Raw genomic sequence first — 20,326 nt, forward strand, 5'->3', positions numbered from 1 at the left:
CAGCAGAGGCTCAGTCCGAGCACACGATCGCGGTCAGGAACGGGAACGCCTGCTTGACGGTGGCGTCGCTGCCGGCCTTGCGCACGGCCTGTTCGACCGCGCTTTTCGTGCCGCGCACGACGACGCCGTAGGCCCATTCGCCGATCGGCGTGCCGTCGCCCGTCTGGAATATCGGGTCGTTCGCCTGGTAGCCGAGCACGACGTACACGCCGAAACCATACGCGGTTAGCGCATGGTTCGTGCGGAATGCGTTCACCGAATTCGCTTCGACGTGCATCGGCTCCGACTGGATGTCGCCGGCCGCGAGCAATGGCGCGACGAACTTGTGGCCGTTGGAGTGGCAGTCGAGCGCGGCGTCGAGCGACTTCGCCGACGCGGCACCGGAGGCGCCAGCTGCGCCGAGTGCGAACAGCGCGCCGAGCAGGGCGGTCTTGAAAGCGTGGTTTTTCATGCGCGGTTTCGGGTTGGTCACGAACATTATCGCGTGGATCCGCAAAATTCGTGCGCGCGGTGCGAGGCGGGGCTAAAACGACGCGTAAAACGAAAAAGGGTTCTCGTGGTCGGAGCGAAAGGATTCGAACCCTCGACCCTCTGATCCCGAATCGGGTGCCCCGCTATTTTCGGCTTCGTTGGCGGTAGATGAGAATCATAAGCCGAGGACGCGAGGTCTGACCCTGATGGCAGATATATCTCCGGTGGAACGAATCCAGAAGGGTTTCCCGAAGGAACCGAACCCATGGCACCTCCATCCGATAGGGTTGATTGGAAACTTCGCCCAAAAAAGCGAAGAGGGTTGTGGCGATTGCGCCGCTCGCTTCAAGAAGATATCTAAAATTATTCTGAATCACGAGGGCGGCATTGTGAACAACAAAAATGATAAAAGTGGACTCGCAAATAGACGGATAGCTTGGCCGACGTGGCAGAAATATGCCAAGGAAGAACTTGGGATTGAGCCAACAATCGAAAATCTAAAAGCGCTTACTGGGAGTCAGGCGCAGGTAATTTATTTCAAGAGATTCTGGAAGCCAAAAGGATTTTGCCAATTCCGTGACGACCTTATTGCCATTATGGTGTACGATTGGACAATCACATCCGGCGGTGCCTTGAAGCAAATTCAGAAAATGCTCAATTCAAAATACGGTGCGGGCGTAGACGAAGATGGCGGCCGCGGATCCGACACAATCAAAGCGATAAACGCGGTTCAAGAGCAGGGCCGGTTGCTCCGGGATATTGCTGAAATTCGCCGAAAATATTGCAAGAGGTTGGTCGATAATGATTCCAGTCAAGTCGTTTTCTTGAAAGATTGGCTTGGTCATGTTGATGATTGCCTTCGGGTAAAATCATGAATAAATTGATGCGTATTTTGATTGGCCTGTGCTTTCTCGTTGGATTCGACGTGGCGATTGCGCAAGTGCCTCAAGCCGAGGTGAGTCCGCTTCTTGGAGAGTGGCGGTATGTGTCTGCGCACCACGAAGGCAAGAAGGCTTATTCTACTTTTGTCGTTAAATTACACAAATCCTCGGGCAATCAAGTGGTAGGGAGTTATTGTTTTGTCAGTGAGGGAGGGCGAAGAATTGATTGCGACCCAGACGGAACCAACAATTTAGATGGAACTATATCGCCCGACGGATTGCGCGCCACGATCAACTTCTTCTCGTTCTTTGGTGCAAGAAATGGAATCTCGGATATTTCATTGAATAACGGAGAGTTACACTGGAAGGTCACAAAAAATCCAGATGGCGATTTTTTTTATGGCCCATTCGATGTTTACCTGACCAAGGACGGCAGAGCGTCCAGGAATAGACAGGTGACCACGAATCGAGCGTACCTATACGCAGAGCCAGTCAGTAAAAATAAATCAAAATCCTACATAATAAAAGGTGATGTGGTTGAATTATTGAATATTTCTGACGACCTCAAGTTTTGGAGGGTTAGATATACCGCGAAAGACGGAAGGATTATAGAGCGCTGGATTGAGTGCGGCACAGTTAACGCATGCCCATAGCCCGGAGCGTAGATGATCAATTTGATTCGGGTAGGCGACGACATCGACCACGGCGGCGCGGTCGAAACAGGGTCAACTTCGATGCGCTTCGATAGCCGCTATGTTGCCCGCAAGGGCGATCGTCTGGTCATGCCCACGGCATCCCGACGTGTCGCCCAACATCATTGAAGAGGGCGATTCGTCGATGACGGATGGTGGCATCCCGATTGCGCGGCACGGCCATCGTGACCTGCGGCGGGATTTTGTAGCCAATCAGGCAGTGAGTCTCGCGTCGATATTCTCGGAATCCAGCCAGGCTCGACGGATTGTGGCCGGAGGTTGGTAGCGATGAGCGCACTGGGGCCGGCGCTCGTTATAGAACTGGCGCCAGCCTTCGATGAGCACTTTGGCCTCGGCGCGGCTGCGGAACCATTCGCGGTTTAGCAATTCGTCTCGCAGTTTGCCGTTGAAGCTTTTGACGAATCCGTTTTGCCCTGGACTGCCAGGCGCAATGAAGGCTGACCGATTGCAGCGTCTCGCAGCCAATGCATGACCTTGGCAGCGGTAAATTCGGCGCCGTTGTCCGACCGAACAAACGCGGGCTTGCCGTACAGTCGCATGAGTCTCGATAGCGTCAAGCTCACGTCCTGCGACCGCAGACTGGCGCCAACCTCGATCGCCAGACACTCGCGGGTGTATTCATCGATCACGCATAGCATCTTCAAGGCCCGGCCATCTACCAGTTGATCGTGCACGCAGTCATAGCTCCAAACCGAATTTGGCTGTGTGGCGCCTGGCAGGCGTAAGTCGTTGCCGCAACGACGTCGGCGAGGACGTCACCGCGGAATGTTGAACTGCAGGGCTCGCCACATTCGCCGCACGCGCGATTCGCTCAACGCCAGCCAGGCCGACATCCGGCGATAGCCGACGCGCGGCACCTCTTGCGCGGCCGCTATCAGCCTCTCGCCTCGACTCCGATCCTTCTCGGGTTGCTTGAGCGTATAGGTCGCCACTGCGAGGCTCAGTCCCCGGTAGCGACATGCCTTGCGTTGCGACAGCCCCCGCCGAGTCAGGACTTCCAGCGCTTCGGGCCTGCCCGTCGGGGTGGTCATTTTTTCGGCTGAACTCCTTCAGGCCGTCGATTACCAGCATCTGCTCGGCGATCAGACGCTTGAGCCGATCGTTTTCCGATTCCAGTTCCTTGAGTCGACGCGCGTCAGCCACGTCCATCCCGCCGAACTTGTTGCGCCAACGATAGAACGTCTGTCCCGAAATGTTGTGGCGCTTGCCTAGATCCTTCCCCGGCTCACCCCGGCTCTCGGCCTCGCGGAAGATGCGGATGATCTGCTCGTCGGTAAATCGCTTCGTCATTGAGTTTTCCTTGTCCCTAGGATAAAAGAGAACTCACTTGCCGGATGGCTACAAGAAACGTCTCAGGTCAGTCCGCCGAAGCCCCCGCGCGCGGCGCGGAGGGAGGTGCAGCCCCCGGCGTACAAATGGTGTTTGACCAGGGAGGCTATGTGCATCAGGAAAGCTATAACCATCCGTGGACGCGCTGGGCGCTCCTCTACAGTGTCGTGCAAATCGCGCAGGATGCCCCGGAGCCGAAATGCTGACTCGAATTGGTCGATTTCTATTTTTAGTGACAGGCATATGCGCCTGTTCGATAACGTTTTCCGGTGAACCGATCATGACGAATCCCTTGTTGTCCAATCCACGGCCGTGGTGCATCGGCCGCTTCGTTTTTGAACGCCCAGTGGCAAGCGAAATTACCAATCAACGATATGAGTTTCAGGGAGAAAAACTGGAGACGCGGTACAACGTATCGTCTGCAACGTATCATGGAACAGTTGCCGCTCGGGAAAAAGAGTTGCGTACAAAAAAACGCATTAATCCTGGGCGCAGAAACGAAGAAACAAATCATGTATGGCTAGAGAAGGCATTTTCTCCTACAAAGGATTCCCGGGTTTTCGTATTCCAGGATGCGGTTTCCGCTAACGGGCTGCCTTTCGATACTGAGGGATATATTTACGAAAACAATACCTTGTTTCATACAACCAGTAGCGTCGGATCGGCAGCAATGGGTGATGTCGAGAATATTTATAATGGAATCTATCGTCGAATAAAGGCGCGCGATAACTGGTCGGTCCCAACCGAATCGGGGTTCTGTTTCGACGGTGGGATTGCCACAGTCTCGTCGACTTCTACCGAGGAGGTCAGCCAGTCACTTGCGCTGATGCCGGGTCGACCGGCGCTACTCGTCATCCAGATGCGGGATTCGGTGAACGCGGACCAGAAATCACCATTAAGCAAAACCCTTCCCGAACTGCGCGCGAAGATGGATCAGGTTTCGAGCGGCAGCTACCGTATCCTGCGACAGGGCAAGCGCACCGTGGCTGGGATGGACGCTGAGGAAGTGCTGTTCGCACTGAAGGAAGGCGAGATCACGTCCTATCGTTTCTACCTGCTCGCGCCGGGCGATCCGAGCACGTTGGCGAAACCACATACCGCTATTCAGTTGCTGCTAGGGGCAAGCAGCCGCGATTTGAAGCCTGAGGAGGCAACGTCACCGGTCGATGAGGCTAGTGCACTGCAAACGTGGGACACGCTGTTGAACAGCCTGCGACTGCGGCCGGGCGCAGTCTGAGCGGAGGCGACATGCGACGCTACGACATCGTGAAGGGTGACACGACGACAGTCGGAGGCATCGTGCAGGGTGGTGACGGACAAGACATTCTGCACGACCGCGAACAAGCGTATGAACACGATCCGGTGTGGTGCCCAGTGTGCAAGACACTCGGCGTGATTGAGTGCGACGGGCCACGTTATTCAAGCGCCGGACCGGATGGTCGACAGGCGGCGCTGAGTGATGACCTCTGTCGGTGCGCATGTTCGACGCCGCCGAAGCTGGTGGCGTCGCAGTCGGTATCGTATGTCGAGGTCTGAACAGCTGATGATTCGAACGGAATATTGAAGGGCGTCATGTATCTCTCCGTTCCCGGTACTGGGTCGATATCGTGATACTGGACGTCCTATCCTTTGCTGCTTCATTGGTAGCGAGGCCCTGTTTTCGTGACAACCCGTGACGAGCAATTCACAACGCTTCAGGATTACCATCAAACCTCGCCTGCACTAGAACGGGTGCAGTAGGTCGAATTCCTGTGCATACTCGTCGCTTCGTCCCAGGAACTCCCAAGACCAGATGGATGGGTCAAGCAGATCGGTGCGAGGGTATTGGCTTTCGTCGCGCCAACCGACGCGGGCGACGAATACGGGATGCTGGACGCGGATCGGGGACGTCAGCCATCTTCACAGTTCCTCTATGGAAATCGTTACAGCTGGTAGGAAAATGGTAGCAATAGCCCGGCGACGTGCCAAAGAAAAAGGGGTTAGCATCAGCTAACCCCTTGATTTCCTTGGTCGGAGCGAAAGGATTCGAACCTTCGACCCTCTGATCCCAAATCAGATGCGCTACCAGGCTGCGCTACGCTCCGACGAGCCAGAGATTCTATCGCCTGATCGGGACGCGGGTCAATCACGTTATTCATCCTGCATCGGTCATCACGAATTGTTCGCGATTGGCGACAATTCGGAGGATGACGTCCGGCACGCGGTATGCGCGACCGGACGGTCCGCCCCGACACATGGAGAGACATCATGATGAACCTGATTCTGTGGCGTCACGCCGAAGCCGAAGACTACGCGGCAAACGACCTCGCACGCCAGCTGACGGCGCGCGGGCGCAAGGAAGCACAGGCAATGGCCAAATGGCTGCGCGGCCGGCTCGAGTCGAGCGCCGTGATTCTCGCGAGCCCCGCCGCGCGCACCGTACAGACCGTCGAAGCGCTGACCGACCAGTACCGGACGGTCGACGCACTCGCGCCCGACGCCAGCGCCGACGACGTGCTGACAGCCGCCGGCTGGCCCGACGGGATTGCCCCGACGGTCGTGATCGTCGGGCATCAGCCGACGCTCGGCAGCGTCGCGGCGCGGTTGATCGTCGGCAACGGCGACAGCTGGAGCATCAAGAAGGGCGGCATCGTATGGGTCGCCAGCCGCACGCGCGACGGCAACCGTCAGGCCGTGCTGCGCGCGGTGCTGACGCCAGACCTCGTCTGAAGCGGGTTGAAGGCATTGATCATACGGTTTCGCAAGCTTTCTGCTAAAGTCAATTCGGCGACACGTCATTGAATGGACACGGTCGTGCCACATAACGGTAACGACCGGTTACTACATTGGCTGGCATGTCGTCCTATTCCTTACGACCAGGAAAGCCTAATGCGAGAACTGCCGACGCCTACGCTCCCTTTTGCCTCGCTTCCCCTCGACACCACGCGGCGTCACCTGCCGCGCGCTGCTGAAACCGTCACATCCGAGTACCGTCTGCGCGCCGCGTGGGCGCGCACGGAAGACGAACTGCGTGAGGCCCAGCGCCTTCGTTACACGGTGTTCGCCGAAGAAATGGGCGCGCAGGTCAGCGGCCCGTCCGGTCTCGATGTCGATCCATTCGATGCGTATTGCGACCACCTGCTGGTGCGCGATCTCGACACGCTGAAGGTGGTCGGCACGTACCGCGTGCTGCCGCCGCACCAGGCCGCACGTGTCGGCCGCCTGTATGCGGAAGGCGAGTTCGACCTGTCGCGCCTGACGCACCTGCGCGGCAAGATGGTCGAAGTCGGCCGCTCATGTGTGCACAGCGACTATCGCAGCGGTGCCGTGATCATGGCGCTGTGGGGCGGTCTCGGCGCGTACATGATGCAGAACGGCTACGAGACGATGCTCGGCTGCGCGAGCGTGTCGATGGCCGACGGCGGCCACTATGCGGCGAACCTGTACCAGTCGCTGCCCGCCAGCTCGCTGACGGCGCCGGAGTACCGCGCGTTCCCGCATACGGCATTGCCGGTCGACGAACTGCAGACGGGCACCGTCGTCGCGCCGCCGCCGCTGATCAAGGGCTATTTGCGCCTCGGTGCGAAGATTTGCGGGGCGCCGGCGTGGGATCCCGACTTCAACTGCGCGGACTTCCTGACGCTGTTCCGACTGTCGGACATCAACGCCCGCTACGCCCGCCATTTCCTGGGCTGAGCGAACCGGAACACGGCGCGCCTGCGACGGCGCGCACGTGAGCGAACGCCGTCGCGCGGCAATCGGCCTCGCGACGGCGTTTGTTCGTCGAGACGAGGGCGGTTTATCCGGCCCCGTTAATTTGAGCGACACGCAGCAGCCACCGTGCGCGTGCGCGCACGTTCGGGGCAGGCCGTGCGTGCAGCCGTGCCCTGGAACGGCGGAGCGGTCCGCTAGTGCTTGCGCCGCCAGTCGAGCAGGTGGTGTTCCGCCATCCAGTGATGAATCATTCCTTCGCCGCCGTGGCTTCGCTTGTATTCGCGCGACTCGAAGTACGACAGGGCGACCAGCACCATCAGGCCGATGAACAGGCCGATCAGGCCTGCAATTTCTTCAGACGTCATGGCAGCCTCCTTTCAACGGCACAGCGCCATGGCTACATAGTAGGACATGGCCGAGGCGACCCCTAACCCGGATTTCCGTTAGACTCGGCGCGGTCCTGGCGCGCGATGGGTGCGCCGTTTTACGGAGCCCTCCCGATGATGCGTTTCATGCTGGCCGTGCTGGCCGCATCCGTTCTTGCCGGCTGTTCGAGCGATCCCCGCAATGCGCATCGCGGGCCGCCGCAAGATCCGGCCGACTATCACGGCGTGTCGACCGACATGACACCGCCGTCGATGCTTGGCGAACCCGCGCCGGGGACGACAGCTGCGCCTGCGCAATAACGATTGCGGGTGGCGGCGCGGTACGGCCGTCAGGCGCCGGCCGCTGGTGCATCGGCGCCGATGCGCCGCGTGAGCGCCGGGAGGTAGCGCGCGAGCGTCGCGCCGCGCGCCGCCATGAACAGCAGCAGCGCGAACCACAACCCGTGATTGCCGAACGGGCCGACGGCGGCGAGCGTTGCGGCAATGAAGACGACGAGGGAAGCGACCATCGCGCGCCTCAGCGATTGCGTCTGCGTTGCCCCGATGAATACGCCGTCGAGCAGGAAGCCCCACACGGAGACGATCGGCGAGATCGCCGCCCATGGCAGGTAGCGCAGCGCAACCGCGCGGATCTCGGCCTGGTCGGTCAGCCGTGCGACGATCCAGCCGCCGGTGGCCCAGTACACGAGCGCGAACAGCAGCGCTCCGAGCGCGGACCACAACAGCGTGACGCGCACGGCTTGCCGGAATGCGGTGCGGTCGCGCGCGCCGGCCGCCGCGCCGACGAGCGCCTCGGCCGCATGCGCGAAACCGTCGAGCCCGTACGCCATGAACGTCTGGAAATTCAACAGCAAAGCGTTCGCCGCGAGCGTCGCGTCGCCCTGTTTCGCGCCGAGGTGCGCGAACCAGCCGAACGCGCCGAGCAGGCACAGCGTGCGCAGGAAGATGTCGCGATTGAGGACGATCAGCCGTTTGAGTGCCGCACGGTCCATCAGCGCGTGCGCGGCGAGCGGCGCGAGGCCGCGCGGCCGCAGCCGCCAGAGCATCCATGCGCCGAGCGCGAAGCCGCATGCGTCTGCGCTCGCCGTTGCCGCTCCGATGCCCGCGATACCCCAGCCGAAACCGTACACATACAGCAGCACGGCGCCGATGTTGACCGCATTGATGAAGACCTGCGCGACGAGGGCGAGCCGCACGCGCTGCACGCCGAGGAGGTAGCCGAGCACGACGTAATTCGCGAGCGCGAACGGCGCGCTCCAGATCCGAGCATGGGCGTATGCCAGTGCGGTGGCGCGCACGGCGTCGCTGCCGCCGAGCGCGGCCAGCGCGAACGACAACAGCGGTACTTGGAGCGCCAGCACGGCTCCCCCGAGCGCGAATGCGACGATCAGCGCGCGCAGCACGTTCAGGCGGATGCCGGCGGCGTCGCGTGCGCCGTGCGCCTGCGCGACGAGGCCCGTCGTGCCCATGCGCAGGAAGCCGAAGCCCCAGAACACGAAATTGAAGAACAGGCCGCCGAGCGCGACGCCGCCGAGATACTGCGTGCCGTCGAGGTGGCCGGCGACGGCAGTGTCCACCGCGCCGAGGATCGGCTGGGTCAGGTTCGCGAGGACGATCGGAAACGCGAGCGCGAGCACCCGCCGGTGCGAGACGGTAGCCGGCCCGGTGCCGGCTTCATGCGGTAATGCGGATTCGGACATGGCGAACGCGTCAGGCGCGTTCTTGCACGCAGACCCAAGGCGACACGACGACCGCCCACAGCTCCGGATTGCGCGCGGCGAAGTCGGCCGCTGTTTCCGCCGACATGCGTGAGACGAGCCCGGACGACAGCCAGCGCGTGACTTGCTGCGCATCGTCGCCCGCGATCGCCTCCGCGACGCTGACGAGATCGAGATCGCGCGCGACCGACAGCAGCTTGCCTTGCGCGAAGAAGCGTTCGAGATCGCACCAGTCGATCTTGGCGGTTTCGCCGAGGAGCTTGGCGTAGAGCGGGCTGTGCGACGCGCCCGCGGCGGATTCGTGTTGGTCGGAGGACATCGATGTGTGCTGAAAAGACTGCGTGGGCGCCACTATAAACCATCCGCGCGAATGACTAGCTGCGTGCTTGTTTGGGGGTCGCCTTACGCGTCGCGCAGCGCGCGGCGCACGATTTTGCCGGTCGCGGTCATCGGCAGCCCGTCGACGAACGCGATCGCGCGCGGGTATTCGTGTGCGGCCAGCCGCGTGCGAACGTGCGCCTGCAGTGCCTGGACGAGCGCGTCGTCGCCGACGTGCCCGGGATTCAGCACGACGAACGCCTTGACGATCTCGGTGCGCGTCGCGTCCGGCACGCCGACGACGGCCGCCATGCGCACCGCCGGATGCGTGAGCAGGCAGTCCTCGATCGGCCCCGGCCCGATCCGGTAGCCGGCGCTCGTGATCACGTCGTCGTCGCGGCCGACGAAGCGTATGAAACCGTCGGCATCGATCGTGCCGGTGTCGCCGGTGAGCAGGTAGTCGCCCGCGAACTTGTCGCGCGTTGCGGCGGGATTGCGCCAGTATTCGATGAACATCACCGGGTCGGGGCGGCGTACCGCGATGTGCCCCTCGACGCCGGGCGGCAGCGGCGTGCCGTGCGCGTCGACGATCGCGACCGTGTGGCCAGGCACGGCCTTGCCGATTGCGCCGGGCTGCGCGTCGAACAACGCGGCGCACGACGATAGCACCATGTTGCATTCCGTCTGCCCGTAGAACTCGTTGATCGTCACGCCGAGCGCGTCGCGCCCCCAGGACGTCAATTCGGTGCCGAGCGATTCGCCGCCGCTCGCGACGGATTTCAGCGCGAGCGTGTAGCGCTCGCGCGGCGCCGGGACCGCGCGCATCAGCTTGAGCGCGGTCGGCGGCAGGAACGCGTGGGTCACGCCGTGCCGCGCCATCAGCGCGAACGCGGCCTCGCCGTCGAATTTTTCGAAGCGGCGTGCGAGCACGGGTACGCCGTGATGCCAAGACGGCAGCAGCACGTCGAGCAGCCCGCCGATCCATGCCCAGTCGGCCGGCGTCCAGAAGAGGCGCGCGTCGCGCGGAAAGCACTGCTGCGACATCTCGACGCCTGGCAGGTGGCCGAGCAGCACGCGATGCGCATGCAGCGTGCCTTTCGGCTTGCCGGTCGTCCCCGACGTATAGATGATCACGGCCGGATCGTCGGCGGCGGTGTCCGCCGGTACGAAGTCGGGCGATTCGGCCGCGACGGCGTCGTCGTAGCGCACTACGCCCGGCGCGTCGGACGCCGCGTCGCCGATGCAGTAGCACGTGCGCAACGCCGGCAGCCGCGCGCGCAGCGGCGCGATCTTCGCGTAGCCGGCCGCATCGGTGACGAGTGCGGCGGCTTCGCTGTTCGCGAGCCGGTACTCGAGCGCGTCGGCGCCGAACAGCGTGAACAGCGGCACCGCGATCGCGCCGAGTTTGTATGCGGCGAGATGGGCGACCGCCGTTTCGGGGCCCTGTGCGAGGAAGATCGCGATGCGGTCGCCGCGTTGCAAACCCGCCCTCGCCAAACTGTTCGCGAAACGGTTAGAAGCATTCTTCAGATCGTCGAACGTGATCCGCGACACGTCGCCTTGCGCGGTTTCGTGGATCAGCGCGACGCGTCCGCTGCCGTCGGCCCATTTGTCGCAGACGTCCACGCCGATGTTGTAGCGGGCCGGAATGTCCCATGTGAAGCGGGAGAGCAGGTCGTCGTGGCGGTCGGCGGGGGGCAGCATCGAATGTCTCCTGGGCGTCGATCGTCGTCGCGGCGATGGCTTACATCGGCATTTCACGCGACCGGAACCACAATGGCGTCCGGTGGATAGGGGAATGTTCCGACTCGTGCAACCGGTGCGGCTCAGTGCAGGATTCGACGATGACGCATAAGATCACGACAAAACAGTGATGTGACCATGGATTTGCTTCTGATAGCTGCGGGGTTCAGCCTGTTCGGAATCGGGGCACTGGTGGCGTTCGCCAGCCGTGTCGATCCGCTGTCCGGCCGTTTCACCGCCCGTTTGCGCAAGCGCTGACGCGACCATTCCGATCTTCTTCGCGACGACATGCGATGCATGCCGGCATCGCGTGTCGCCTGTCTATCGTCGCGCTCAGCGTGCCGGCAGGTAGCGTGCCGGATCGATCGAGCGCCCGCCGTAGCGCAGCTCGAAATGCAGCGCGGTGCGATCGCTGTCGCTGTTGCCCATCTCTGCGATCGTTTGCCCCTGCGTGACCGATTGCCCTTCCTTCACGAGCAACGCGCGGTTGTGCGCGTAGGCCGTCAGGTAATCCGCGTTGTGCTTGAGGATGATCAGATTGCCGTAGCCGCGCAGCCCGTTGCCCGCATAGACGACGGTGCCCGGCGCGGCGGCCATCACGGGCGTGCCTGCCGAATTCGCGATGTCGATGCCCTTGGACTTCGAACCGTCGAAGGTGCGCACCACGTTGCCGGCGGCCGGCCAGATCAACGCAATGCTCGTGGCCGGCTTGACGGCCGACTCAACCGGTGCGGACGGTGCAGGGCGGCTGCGGCCTGCGGTGCCGGTACCGGTCGTCGATGCGCTCGATGTGCCGGCCGGCGGCGCGACGCGCAGCACCTGGCCGACCTCGATCGCATCGGGATTCGCGATCTGGTTCCAGCGCACGATGTTCGCCATGGACGTGCGATTCTCGCGTGCGATCTTGTACAGCGTATCGCCGCGTTCGACGCGGTAGAACCCGGGGCCGACGGGTGCGGAGCCGCACGCGACCAGCAGCGCGGCGCAGGCGGCCGCGACCAGCTGCTTCGTTGTTGTTCCGAACATTGAACCTCGCAAAACCCTGCCGCGTGCAACGCGGCAGGCAACACAAAACGTCAGATTTTAACGGGTTCGACCCGCGCACCGCAGTTTGGGGCCGCGAGCGTGGCCGGCATGCCGTGCTGCGGAGGGTGCGCGGTCAGCCGGCGAGCGGGAGAACGCGAATTTGCAGCGTGGCCGTTTCGGTCGCCCCCGGTGCGAGCATGCGCAGGCCGAGGCCGTTGTGGATCGCGTCCGGCAGGCCGAGCCACGGCTCGACGCAGTAGAAGTCCGATTCCGGCTTTTCGGTCCAGGTCGTGACCGCGTACCACGGCACCGAGCCCGGCACGTCGAGTGCGATCTCGATCGTGCGGCGGCGGCCCGGCATCACGATGCGCACCGGCTTAGACGGCGCCCCGTCGAGGCAGTGGAAGCGATCGACGATATCCGGGTCGCCGAGGCTGTACGACGCTTCGCCCGGCTCGGGCGGGCTGATCGCGCCGTCGGCGAGTTGCATGCAGCGGTGCGTGGACGGCAGTTCGAGCGTGGTCTGCGCACGTTCGCCGTGTGGCAGCGCGAAATAGAAGTGGTGGCCAGCGTAGTACGGCAGCGGTGTGTCGCCGCGGTTCGTCGTGGTGAGCGCGACGTCGAGCGTGTGCGCGTCGGCAAGCCGATACGTCGCTTCGAAGCGGAAATCGAACGGGTAGCTGTCGCGCAGCGCGTCGGTCGCATCGAGCGTCATCGACAGGGCGGCGCCGTCGTCGGACGCATGCGCTGCGAACGGCAGGTCGCGCGCGAAGCCGTGCATCGGCAGGTCGCGAATCACCCCGGCAGTGTCGCGCCAGCGGCCCAGTTCGCCGTCGACGCGATGGCGGCCGAGGAACGGAAACAACAGCGGATTGCCGCCGCGCACGCGCGCGAGATTGCTCCAGTCGGCCGTGTCCGGCCAGAAGATGACCGGTTCGCCGTCGACGTGCCACGACAGCAGGCGGCCGCCGAATTGCGGAGCGACCCGGACGAGCGACGGGCCGGCGTGAAGTTCGTGAATGTCGTGCTGCTGGAAGATCGGCATGGCGAATCGGGATGAACGAGGTGGGCGGGATGCGCGATGGCGCGCTCCATTATCGGGCCGGGACCCGGTCCGGGAAAACCCTTCTCGGGAAATTGCGAGTTTTTCGGATCGCCGACGGTCCGGATAATGGCCTTAAACCGGTGATGTTGCCGGGTCATGACACTTTGTGGAGAGGCCATGGATCTGGCAATGGCAATGGGAATCGCACTGTTCGGCATGTTTACCGGCAGCACGGTACTATTTTTCTACCAGCTCGGCCGCTGACTGCAATTTGTGCCGGATTCCAAAGGCCCGCCATGCAAATGGCGGGCTTTTTGCTTTCGGTGCGCTTACATATTGCAAGCGTTTGTGTGCAGCGCCGCAATAAGCTGCCAAATGCCTTGGCGCGGTAATCCTTGCTCGGCATAATCGGGGCGCGTTTTTCGGACGTGCGAGGCGCCGTCCGCTTTCTTACCCGATTGATCACCACTAAAAGGACCGACGCGTGAGTCTCTGGTTTCTGGTATTCCTGAGCGTCCTGCAGGGCGTTACCGAACTCTTCCCCGTCAGCAGTCTCGGCCACACGTTGCTCGTGCCGGCGCTGTTCGGCATGCACATCGACAAGCACGCACCGCAATTGCTGCCGTTCCTCGTCGCGCTGCACCTTGGCACCGCGCTTGCGCTGTTGTGGTATTTCCGCGCGCGCTGGATCGCGCTGATCGGCGGCTTCTTTGCACAGCTCGGCGGTCGGAAGAACGACGACGGGCACCTGATGTGGGCGCTGATCATCGGCACGATTCCGACCGGGATCGTCGGGCTGCTGCTCGAAAAGCGCATCGAGCGCGTGTTCCACGATCTGCGCATCGTCGCGATTGCGCTGATCGTGAACGGCGTGCTGCTGTGGATCGGCGATCGCATCCAGCGCAGCCGCGCGCATCAGCCGCCGGAGAAGATGACGTTCAAGCAGGCGTTCTTCGTCGGCCTTGCGCAGATCGGCGCGCTGATTCCGGGTTTCTCGCGCAGCGGGCTGACGATGATTGCGGGCAACGCGGCCGGGCTGACGGCCGAGAAGGCGGCGGAGTTTTCGTTCCTGCTCGGCACGCCGATCATTTTCGCGGCGGGTGTGCTCGAATTGCCGAAGCTGTTTCATGCGCGGGATCAGCTCGCGGATGCGTTGCTGGGCGGCGTATTGACTGCGATCGCCGCTTATCTGAGCGTGCGGTTCCTGATGCGCTATTTCGAAGGGCGCGGTCGGCTCGCTTCGTTCGGCGTGTATTGCGTGATTGCGGGGCTGTTCTGCCTCGGATGGTTCATGCTGCATCCGCAGCCGGTTTGAGCCTGCCGCGCCGGTCGCGCGTCGCGCGTGATATGACGCGATGATCAGGTATAATTTTGGGCTCGGCTTCATGCCGGGCCCGTTTCGTTTCGGGGCTTTGAATGTCGCGGTCGTGTTTGCGTTGATCGAAGCCTCGTATGTCACATGCGGTCCGGGTCCCGTGGCCGTGTCTTTTCTCCGCGACCGCCCTTAGCTCAGTTGGATAGAGCAACGGCCTTCTAAGCCGTAGGCCGCAGGTTCGAATCCTGCAGGGCGGGCCAGTCAAATCAAGCGCTTGGCTGTAGTTCTCTATAGTCTCGACTGTCATGTTCGCGCTCGCGCAACCGTGGTGTACCGGATTTCGTCAATCGCGACTCCCCGCGTCACTGCAATCGTATACTCGACAGGTCGGAGAGGTTGCGCTGGCTACAGCCTGTGCGACCTCCTACGCACGGTCCAATGATTGGCCTTAGGCCATACCCGAGCGAGATGGCGCCAGGTGTTCATCGAGCGGGCGCGGCGTTCACTTTCTTCATCGGCAGCAAGACGCGGATTCGTGTGCAAGCGCGGCGCGCTCTTGAGAGGGAGGTGGGCCTGAAAGCCCACCGCTCCATCGGTCAACTCTTGGCGTCGATGCAAATGAAGCCGTTCGTTCTCGACGAATTGACATCTGAAGCGATTAGCCCCGAGCTGGAACTGACATCTGGTTTGCGCGTTCCTTTGCCTGACTGTCTTCAAGGCGCTTCAGTCGGAACTTGTAGATGCACGAGATCGTTAGCGCAAGCACGAGAACATTCTTTACGAGAACCTCGAAGTCGTGGACTTGGTCGCCCACCATCGCGATTGCACGCTTATCGATAGCTATCGATAAGATGAGTACTGCTACAGCCATCACGACAAGAATTATCGAAACAATCGCCATCGTATCTACTTTCTCGGCATCTTTGCTTTCCGATTGAAGGTAGACGGCACGGATTGAATCTCGAGACGCGTCAATGAACGCGATCACCGCGACGAACATGGCCTCTGAGCCACCGAATACGGACATCATGTCGCCACCGCCCAAAATCGCAGTGACGATGAACAGGATGACAAGCGGAACCGTCGTGTAAAACACTTGCACTATCGCCGAAAGTGCAGATTCGAAAACTTCTAGCAATTTCTTCGTGCCCTTGACGCGCACGGCAGGCGTCGAATTCATAGGCGGCTCGGTTTCCTCTATTGAAATGAGGGATAACGACAAAACATGGTCTGACTTGAATGACCGACGAGATTTAGCTGTTTGGGACGTAAATTTTCGAGCGCCGCTAGTTCTGGTTGACGGTGGATGGGTCATCGCGTTCTTCCATTCGTGCCGGTACGCGGCCCACCTAGCCACGACGTTGCGCGACGTCAGCCAGACTAGTTTTAGCGCGGCCTTGCCCGGCCGGAGGCAGCCGTCGAATCGATGACACCTCGAAACTGCACGGGCAGCGGCACGCCGCTTTGTCCGAGCATTGCTGCTTTCGAACGACCGTGCTAAATTCCCCGAGCACTGCAATCAACGATCGATCATCCGGCGCCGGTAATCGGCGTCGACGGGCGTGCAGCTGTATCGCCGGTAGCTGGCAGCCGTAATGGAACAAGCATTGATCGAGCATCCGCGCGTCGACGGTTCGCGCATCGATGACCGTCGGCTGCGCGGCGGCCGTCGCGACAGCTTGGCGACGTCCCGCGCTCGTTCGCGTTCCTGCTGTACGAACGGCCCGATGCCGATGCGCCGGCGGCGGTGTCGCGTGATGCGGAGCACGGCCGCAAGACGGTTGACCAGGTGCTCGACCCGAGGCAGCGTCCGACATCCGCTCCGTCAGCATCGCATGCGGCACGCGCCAACGCGACGCGCTGCACTTCGACGGCAACCGCACGCTAGCGATTGCCGATTGCCGATTGCCGATGTCGAGCACCGCCGTGCGTGCCTTCACGGAAGCCGGCCTGATCGCTGCGGGGCGCGTCCCGCTGACGCATCGCTGCGCGGGTGTTCCGCGCGAGGAGAGACGAACATGAAAGCCTTGTTGTGCACGGCATTCGGCCCGATCGACCGCTTGCGTATCGACGACGTCGCGCTTCCGGAACCGGCCGCGGGCCAGGTACGAATCCGCGTGAAAGCGGCGTCGCTCAATTTCCCCGATGCACTGATCGTGCAGGGGCTGTACCAGGTGAAGCCGGCACTGCCGTTCTCGCCCGGTGCGGAATTTGCCGGCGTGATCGACGCGGTCGGCGAAGGCGTAAGCGACTGGCGGCCTGGCGACGAGGTGGTCGCGTTCACCGGCCACGGCGGCTTCGCGCAGCAGTGCGTGGCCGATGTGCACCAGATCGCGGCGCTGCCGCCGGGAATGACGTTCGAGCAGGGGGCGGCACTCGTGCTCGCGTACGGCACGTCGCTGCATGCGCTGCAGCAGCGCGCGCGCCTGCAGGCCGGCGAGACGCTGCTGGTGCTCGGCGCGGCCGGCGGCGTCGGACTGGCCGCGATCGAGATCGCGAAGGCGCTCGGTGCGCGCGTGATCGCGGCCGCGTCGAGCGCGGAGAAACTCGCGTTGTGCCGCGAAGCCGGCGCCGACGATACGATCGACTACGCGATCGACGACCTGCGGCGCCGCGTCGACGAACTGACCGGCGGACGCGGCGCGGATGTCGTCTACGATCCGGTCGGCGGCGCGTACACCGACGCGGCGCTGCGCGCGACCGCGTGGCGCGGCCGGTTCCTCGTGGTCGGGTTCGCCGCCGGCGAGATTCCGAAGATCGCGCTGAATCTGGCCCTGCTCAAGGAGCGCGACATCCTCGGCGTGTTCTGGGGCGACGCAGTGCGGCGCGACCCGGCGCAGCACGCGGCGAACATGCGTCAGCTCGCGCAATGGTTCGCGCTCGGCAAGATCCGGCCTGCGATCACCGAGCGCGTGCCGCTGTCGGCCGCGGCCGACGCGATCGCGCGGATGGCGAACCGGCAGGTCAAGGGCAAGGTCGTGATCCTGCCGGACGCGTGATCGCGCCGCTTCCTGACGGCGCTGCCGTGCGACCCGGTCGCGCGCCGCGCGCGATCGTCGATTATTCTTCGTGTGTCGTTATCGGAGTCGTTGAGCATGCAACCATTATCGAATCTGCCGCCGGCCATCGCCAAATCGCTCGACGCATGGCACGCGATGCTCGCGCGCAAGGATTTCGGCGAGCTTCACACGATTGTCCATCCGGACGCCGTGTTCCGCTCGCCGATGGCATTCAAGCCGTATGGACCGGCGCCCGCACTGCTGCTCGCATTGCGCACGGTCGTCACGATTCTCGAGAACTTCGAATACCATCGCCAGTTCGCCGATGACGACGGCACGAGCATCGTCCTCGAATTCAGCGCGACGATCGGCGACAAGCGGTTGAAGGGCATCGACATGATCCGTTTCGACACCGACGGCCGGATCGTCGAATTCGAGGTGATGATCCGTCCGTTCAATGCGCTGCAAGCGCTCGGCGCGGCAATGGGCGCGCGGCTCGGGCAGCAGTTGCCGGCGTTCAAGGTCGGCGAGTGAGCGCCGGTGATCGACGGCTGTGAGGCCGCGGAGCGTCGCGCGCCGCACCGTCATCAGGCGCGTGAGGTCGTAGTCGCGCGATCTTGAAGATCATCCATCAGCACGCGGGCGCGTCGTCGCGAAACGCCGGCAGCGTGCGCGACGGCAGCGTCATCACGAAGCGTGCACCGCCGAGCGGCGAATCCTCGAGCCGCACGCCACCGCCATGTACGAGCGCAACGCGCCGCACGATCGCGAGCCCCAAGCCGAACCCGCCGGTCTCCCGGTCGCGGCTCGAGTCGAGCCGCTGGAACGGCTCGAACACGCGCGCGCGGTCGGCAGCCGGAATACCGGGGCCGTCGTCGTCGACGCTCAGCACCAGCGCACCGGACGCATCTTGCGTCGCCGACAGCAGTACCGTGCGCGACGCATAACGCGCGGCGTTGCGGATCAGGTTCAACAGCGCACGCGCGACGAGTTTCGGATCGCAAACGTGAGTCGCGGGCGCGCCGGTTGTCGATACACCGAGCGTGAGACCGCGATCGGCGATGTCGTTCGCGACGTTCCCGGCCACGCTGTCGATCAGGGCGTCGATGACGACGTCCATCGGCGCGAGTTCGCTCGCGCCTTGTTCCAGCCGCCCGATCGTCAGCAACTCGGTGACGAGTTCGTCGAGTTCGCGCACGTCGCGCCGCAGTTCGTCGCGGCGTTCGCGCATCCGGCCGCTGTCGTCGGCGTCGGTGAGCAGCGCGAGACCGAATTCGAGGCGGGCGAGCGGCGTCTTCAGCTCGTGCGAGATGCCGTGCATCATCTCGCGCTGTTGCTTGATCGACGCCTCGATCCGATCGGCCATGTCGTTGAATTGCTGCGAGAGCTCATAGATGTTCGACCGCCTGGACAGCTTCACGCGTGTCGACAGCTGGCCCGCGCCGAACGAATGCGCGGCGGCCTGAAGCTTGCGCAGGTCGCGCCAGTGATACGAAATCCACAGCGCGACGGCGAACAGTGCCGCGAGTGCGGTCATCCCGTATGCGTAGATCTGGATGTCGAGGTCGGCCGGCGCGATCGGGCGCGCATGCAGCACCGAGCCGTCCGCGAGCGGCATGTAGTAGTTTCTGCGGTCGTAGCTGATCGCGATCCGGCCGGCGTCCAGATCGCGCAGCGGCGCGCCGGTGAGTCGGGCGCGCGCGTAGGCCATCGTCACGAAACCGAATCGTTCGTTGCCGTGCTGCGCGAGTTCACGCAACGCAAGAGAGCGCTTCCCGCCAGGATGGCGTTCGAGGTAGTCGTTCAGAACGAACGCGTACGTAGTCAGCGCGTTGCGCTGCGCCTGTGCGACGCGCTCGTAGAAGATCCTGTTGAACGACCATTGGATGAATATGATTGCGGCCGCGCAGCACAGAATCACGATGAGGTACAGCTTGATCAGCGAGCGAAGCATTCAGTCATCCCACGCAGAAGGGCTGAACAGGTAGCCGCGGCCCCAGATCGTCTTGATCCGTTGCGGCTCCGACGAAGCGTCCTCGAAGCGGCGGCGCAGCTTCGAGATGCCCGAATCGACCGAGCGGTCGATGCCGTCGAATTCGATTCCGCGCAGCTGCTTCAGGATCGCGTCGCGACTGAGCACCGTGCCGGCCGCGCGGGCGAGAATCAGCAGCAGATTGAACTCGGTGGTTTTCAGCTCGACGGGTTCGCCGCGCCACGTGACCGTGCGGTTCGGCGGTGAAATCGCCAATTCGCCGAACACGAGCTCGTGCGCCGGCGTGTCGGCGTGCGGGTCCGGTACGGTGGGCTGCGCGCGACGCAGCAGTGCGCGGGCCCGCGCCACCAGCACGCGCGGCTCGATCGGTTTCGTCACGTAGTCGTCGGCGCCGATTTCGAGGCCGGCGACCTGATCGTAGACGTCGGCGCGCGCGGTCAGGATCAGCACCGGTACGTTGGTGAACGCGCGCATGCGCCGGCAGACTTCCATCCCGTCGAGATGCGGCAGCATCAGGTCGAGTATTACGAGTGCGGGCCGGTGTTCGCGTACCGCGGCGACGGCGAGATCGCCGCGGCGCACGACCGTCACGTCGAACTCGTAGCCGTCGAGGTATTCGCGCACGAGGCGCGCGAGGCGGTCGTCGTCCTCGATCAGCAGCACGCGATGTTTGAGCGGATTGTCGTTCATGTGTCT

21 protein-coding genes, 2 tRNA genes and 2 pseudogenes are annotated in these 20,326 nt (G+C 63.0%); 12 read left to right on the forward strand and 13 right to left on the reverse strand.

The window, feature by feature from the left end; genetic code table 11:
- Nucleotides 1–10: 10 nt before the first annotated feature.
- A complete protein-coding gene (locus WK25_RS06545) occupies nt 11–451 on the reverse strand; it encodes a hypothetical protein (RefSeq protein ID WP_059544021.1) in 441 nt (146 codons plus the stop codon).
- Nucleotides 452–695: 244 nt separating this feature from the next.
- Between WK25_RS06545 and WK25_RS30035 the strand changes: the two genes are divergently transcribed.
- The 3 genes and pseudogenes from WK25_RS30035 to WK25_RS30045 all read left to right on the forward strand — a co-directional run bounded on the left by WK25_RS30035 (nt 696) and on the right by WK25_RS30045 (nt 2,330).
- A complete protein-coding gene (locus tag WK25_RS30035; protein WP_226208932.1) occupies nt 696–1,346 on the forward strand; it encodes a glycosyl hydrolase 108 family protein in 651 nt (216 codons plus the stop codon).
- Complete coding sequence (locus WK25_RS30040) at nt 1,343–2,005, forward strand: hypothetical protein (RefSeq protein WP_083252966.1); 663 nt, start codon at nt 1,343–1,345, stop codon at nt 2,003–2,005. The genes WK25_RS30035 and WK25_RS30040 overlap by 4 nt, the downstream gene beginning before the upstream one ends.
- Before the next feature lie 12 nt (nt 2,006–2,017).
- Nucleotides 2,018–2,330 (forward strand): annotated as a pseudogene (locus WK25_RS30045) (PAAR domain-containing protein).
- Here the strand turns inward: WK25_RS30045 and WK25_RS31140 are convergent.
- Nucleotides 2,258–3,355 (reverse strand): annotated as a pseudogene (locus WK25_RS31140) (IS3 family transposase). The pseudogenes WK25_RS30045 and WK25_RS31140 overlap by 73 nt on opposite strands.
- Before the next feature lie 238 nt (nt 3,356–3,593).
- Between WK25_RS31140 and WK25_RS31635 the strand changes: the two are divergent.
- Together WK25_RS31635 and WK25_RS30080 are read left to right on the forward strand one after the other, a co-directional pair.
- Nucleotides 3,594–4,631: a T6SS immunity protein Tli4 family protein gene (locus WK25_RS31635; protein ID WP_069241258.1), complete on the forward strand. Its 1,038-nt coding sequence runs from the start codon at nt 3,594–3,596 to the stop codon at nt 4,629–4,631.
- A gap of 11 nt (nt 4,632–4,642) precedes the next feature.
- Nucleotides 4,643–4,930, forward strand: a complete 288-nt coding sequence (locus WK25_RS30080) for a PAAR domain-containing protein (protein ID WP_080294573.1) — start codon at nt 4,643–4,645, stop codon at nt 4,928–4,930.
- A gap of 186 nt (nt 4,931–5,116) precedes the next feature.
- On the opposite strand, the gene WK25_RS32390 is transcribed toward WK25_RS30080, so the two are convergent.
- Together WK25_RS32390 and WK25_RS06565 are read right to left on the reverse strand one after the other, a co-directional pair.
- Nucleotides 5,117–5,287: a transcriptional regulator domain-containing protein gene (locus WK25_RS32390; protein WP_413169288.1), complete on the reverse strand. Its 171-nt coding sequence runs from the start codon at nt 5,285–5,287 to the stop codon at nt 5,117–5,119.
- Between the two features lie 114 nt (nt 5,288–5,401).
- Nucleotides 5,402–5,478, reverse strand: a tRNA-Pro gene (locus tag WK25_RS06565).
- 163 nt (nt 5,479–5,641) lie between these two features.
- On the opposite strand from WK25_RS06565, the gene sixA reads away from it, so the two are divergent.
- Together sixA and WK25_RS06575 are read left to right on the forward strand one after the other, a co-directional pair.
- Nucleotides 5,642–6,103 (forward strand): phosphohistidine phosphatase SixA, encoded by a 462-nt coding sequence (gene sixA, locus WK25_RS06570; RefSeq protein WP_040144919.1) that lies wholly within the window; start codon nt 5,642–5,644, stop codon nt 6,101–6,103.
- Between the two features lie 159 nt (nt 6,104–6,262).
- On the forward strand, nt 6,263–7,069 hold the full coding sequence (locus tag WK25_RS06575) for a GNAT family N-acetyltransferase (protein WP_040143919.1): 807 nt from the start codon (nt 6,263–6,265) through the stop codon (nt 7,067–7,069).
- A gap of 212 nt (nt 7,070–7,281) precedes the next feature.
- Here the strand turns inward: WK25_RS06575 and WK25_RS31640 are convergent, their stop codons facing one another.
- A complete protein-coding gene (locus WK25_RS31640) occupies nt 7,282–7,452 on the reverse strand; it encodes a hypothetical protein (RefSeq protein ID WP_167357983.1) in 171 nt (56 codons plus the stop codon).
- 135 nt (nt 7,453–7,587) lie between these two features.
- Here WK25_RS31640 and WK25_RS06580 point away from each other — a divergent pair, with 135 nt between their 5' ends.
- Nucleotides 7,588–7,773: a hypothetical protein gene (locus WK25_RS06580; RefSeq protein WP_069241259.1), complete on the forward strand. Its 186-nt coding sequence runs from the start codon at nt 7,588–7,590 to the stop codon at nt 7,771–7,773.
- Between the two features lie 29 nt (nt 7,774–7,802).
- Here WK25_RS06580 and WK25_RS06585 read toward each other — a convergent pair whose 3' ends face one another.
- The 5 genes from WK25_RS06585 to WK25_RS06605 form a co-directional block, all read right to left on the reverse strand.
- The gene (locus WK25_RS06585) at nt 7,803–9,173 is read right to left on the reverse strand and encodes an MATE family efflux transporter (protein WP_069241260.1); all 1,371 of its coding nucleotides are present in this window, start codon (nt 9,171–9,173) and stop codon (nt 7,803–7,805) included.
- 10 nt (nt 9,174–9,183) lie between these two features.
- Entirely contained in the window at nt 9,184–9,510 is a 327-nt protein-coding gene (locus WK25_RS06590; RefSeq protein WP_040143922.1) for a DUF2288 domain-containing protein, read from the reverse strand.
- A gap of 83 nt (nt 9,511–9,593) precedes the next feature.
- Entirely contained in the window at nt 9,594–11,213 is a 1,620-nt protein-coding gene (locus WK25_RS06595; protein ID WP_069241261.1) for an acyl-CoA synthetase, read from the reverse strand.
- A 372-nt stretch (nt 11,214–11,585) separates the two neighbouring features.
- Nucleotides 11,586–12,278: a peptidoglycan DD-metalloendopeptidase family protein gene (locus WK25_RS06600; protein WP_069241262.1), complete on the reverse strand. Its 693-nt coding sequence runs from the start codon at nt 12,276–12,278 to the stop codon at nt 11,586–11,588.
- Between the two features lie 133 nt (nt 12,279–12,411).
- Nucleotides 12,412–13,323, reverse strand: coding sequence for an aldose epimerase (locus tag WK25_RS06605; RefSeq protein WP_059543634.1), 912 nt, complete (start codon nt 13,321–13,323; stop codon nt 12,412–12,414).
- 484 nt (nt 13,324–13,807) lie between these two features.
- Here WK25_RS06605 and WK25_RS06610 point away from each other — a divergent pair, with 484 nt between their 5' ends.
- Nucleotides 13,808–14,638, forward strand: coding sequence for an undecaprenyl-diphosphate phosphatase (locus tag WK25_RS06610; RefSeq protein ID WP_040143926.1), 831 nt, complete (start codon nt 13,808–13,810; stop codon nt 14,636–14,638).
- Nucleotides 14,639–14,821: 183 nt separating this feature from the next.
- Nucleotides 14,822–14,898 (forward strand) — tRNA-Arg (locus WK25_RS06615).
- Between the two features lie 398 nt (nt 14,899–15,296).
- Here the strand turns inward: WK25_RS06615 and WK25_RS06620 are convergent.
- Nucleotides 15,297–15,818, reverse strand: coding sequence for a hypothetical protein (locus WK25_RS06620; RefSeq protein WP_069241263.1), 522 nt, complete (start codon nt 15,816–15,818; stop codon nt 15,297–15,299).
- An 838-nt stretch (nt 15,819–16,656) separates the two neighbouring features.
- Between WK25_RS06620 and WK25_RS06630 the strand changes: the two genes are divergently transcribed.
- Together WK25_RS06630 and WK25_RS06635 are read left to right on the forward strand one after the other, a co-directional pair.
- Nucleotides 16,657–17,637, forward strand: coding sequence for an NADPH:quinone oxidoreductase family protein (locus tag WK25_RS06630; protein WP_040143931.1), 981 nt, complete (start codon nt 16,657–16,659; stop codon nt 17,635–17,637).
- Between the two features lie 96 nt (nt 17,638–17,733).
- Nucleotides 17,734–18,171 carry a nuclear transport factor 2 family protein gene (locus WK25_RS06635; RefSeq protein WP_069241264.1) on the forward strand — a complete coding sequence of 146 codons (438 nt, stop codon included), beginning with the start codon at nt 17,734–17,736 and terminating at the stop codon, nt 18,169–18,171.
- A 97-nt stretch (nt 18,172–18,268) separates the two neighbouring features.
- Here WK25_RS06635 and WK25_RS06640 read toward each other — a convergent pair whose 3' ends face one another.
- Nucleotides 18,269–19,591 carry an ATP-binding protein gene (locus WK25_RS06640; RefSeq protein ID WP_052111036.1) on the reverse strand — a complete coding sequence of 441 codons (1,323 nt, stop codon included), beginning with the start codon at nt 19,589–19,591 and terminating at the stop codon, nt 18,269–18,271.
- On the reverse strand, nt 19,592–20,320 hold the full coding sequence (locus WK25_RS06645) for a response regulator (RefSeq protein ID WP_069241265.1): 729 nt from the start codon (nt 20,318–20,320) through the stop codon (nt 19,592–19,594). It lies immediately after the preceding gene.
- Between the last annotated feature and the right edge of the window lie 6 nt (nt 20,321–20,326).

Origin of the sequence: Burkholderia latens (assembly GCF_001718795.1) — a bacterium.
GTDB classification, from domain to species: domain Bacteria; phylum Pseudomonadota; class Gammaproteobacteria; order Burkholderiales; family Burkholderiaceae; genus Burkholderia; species Burkholderia latens_A.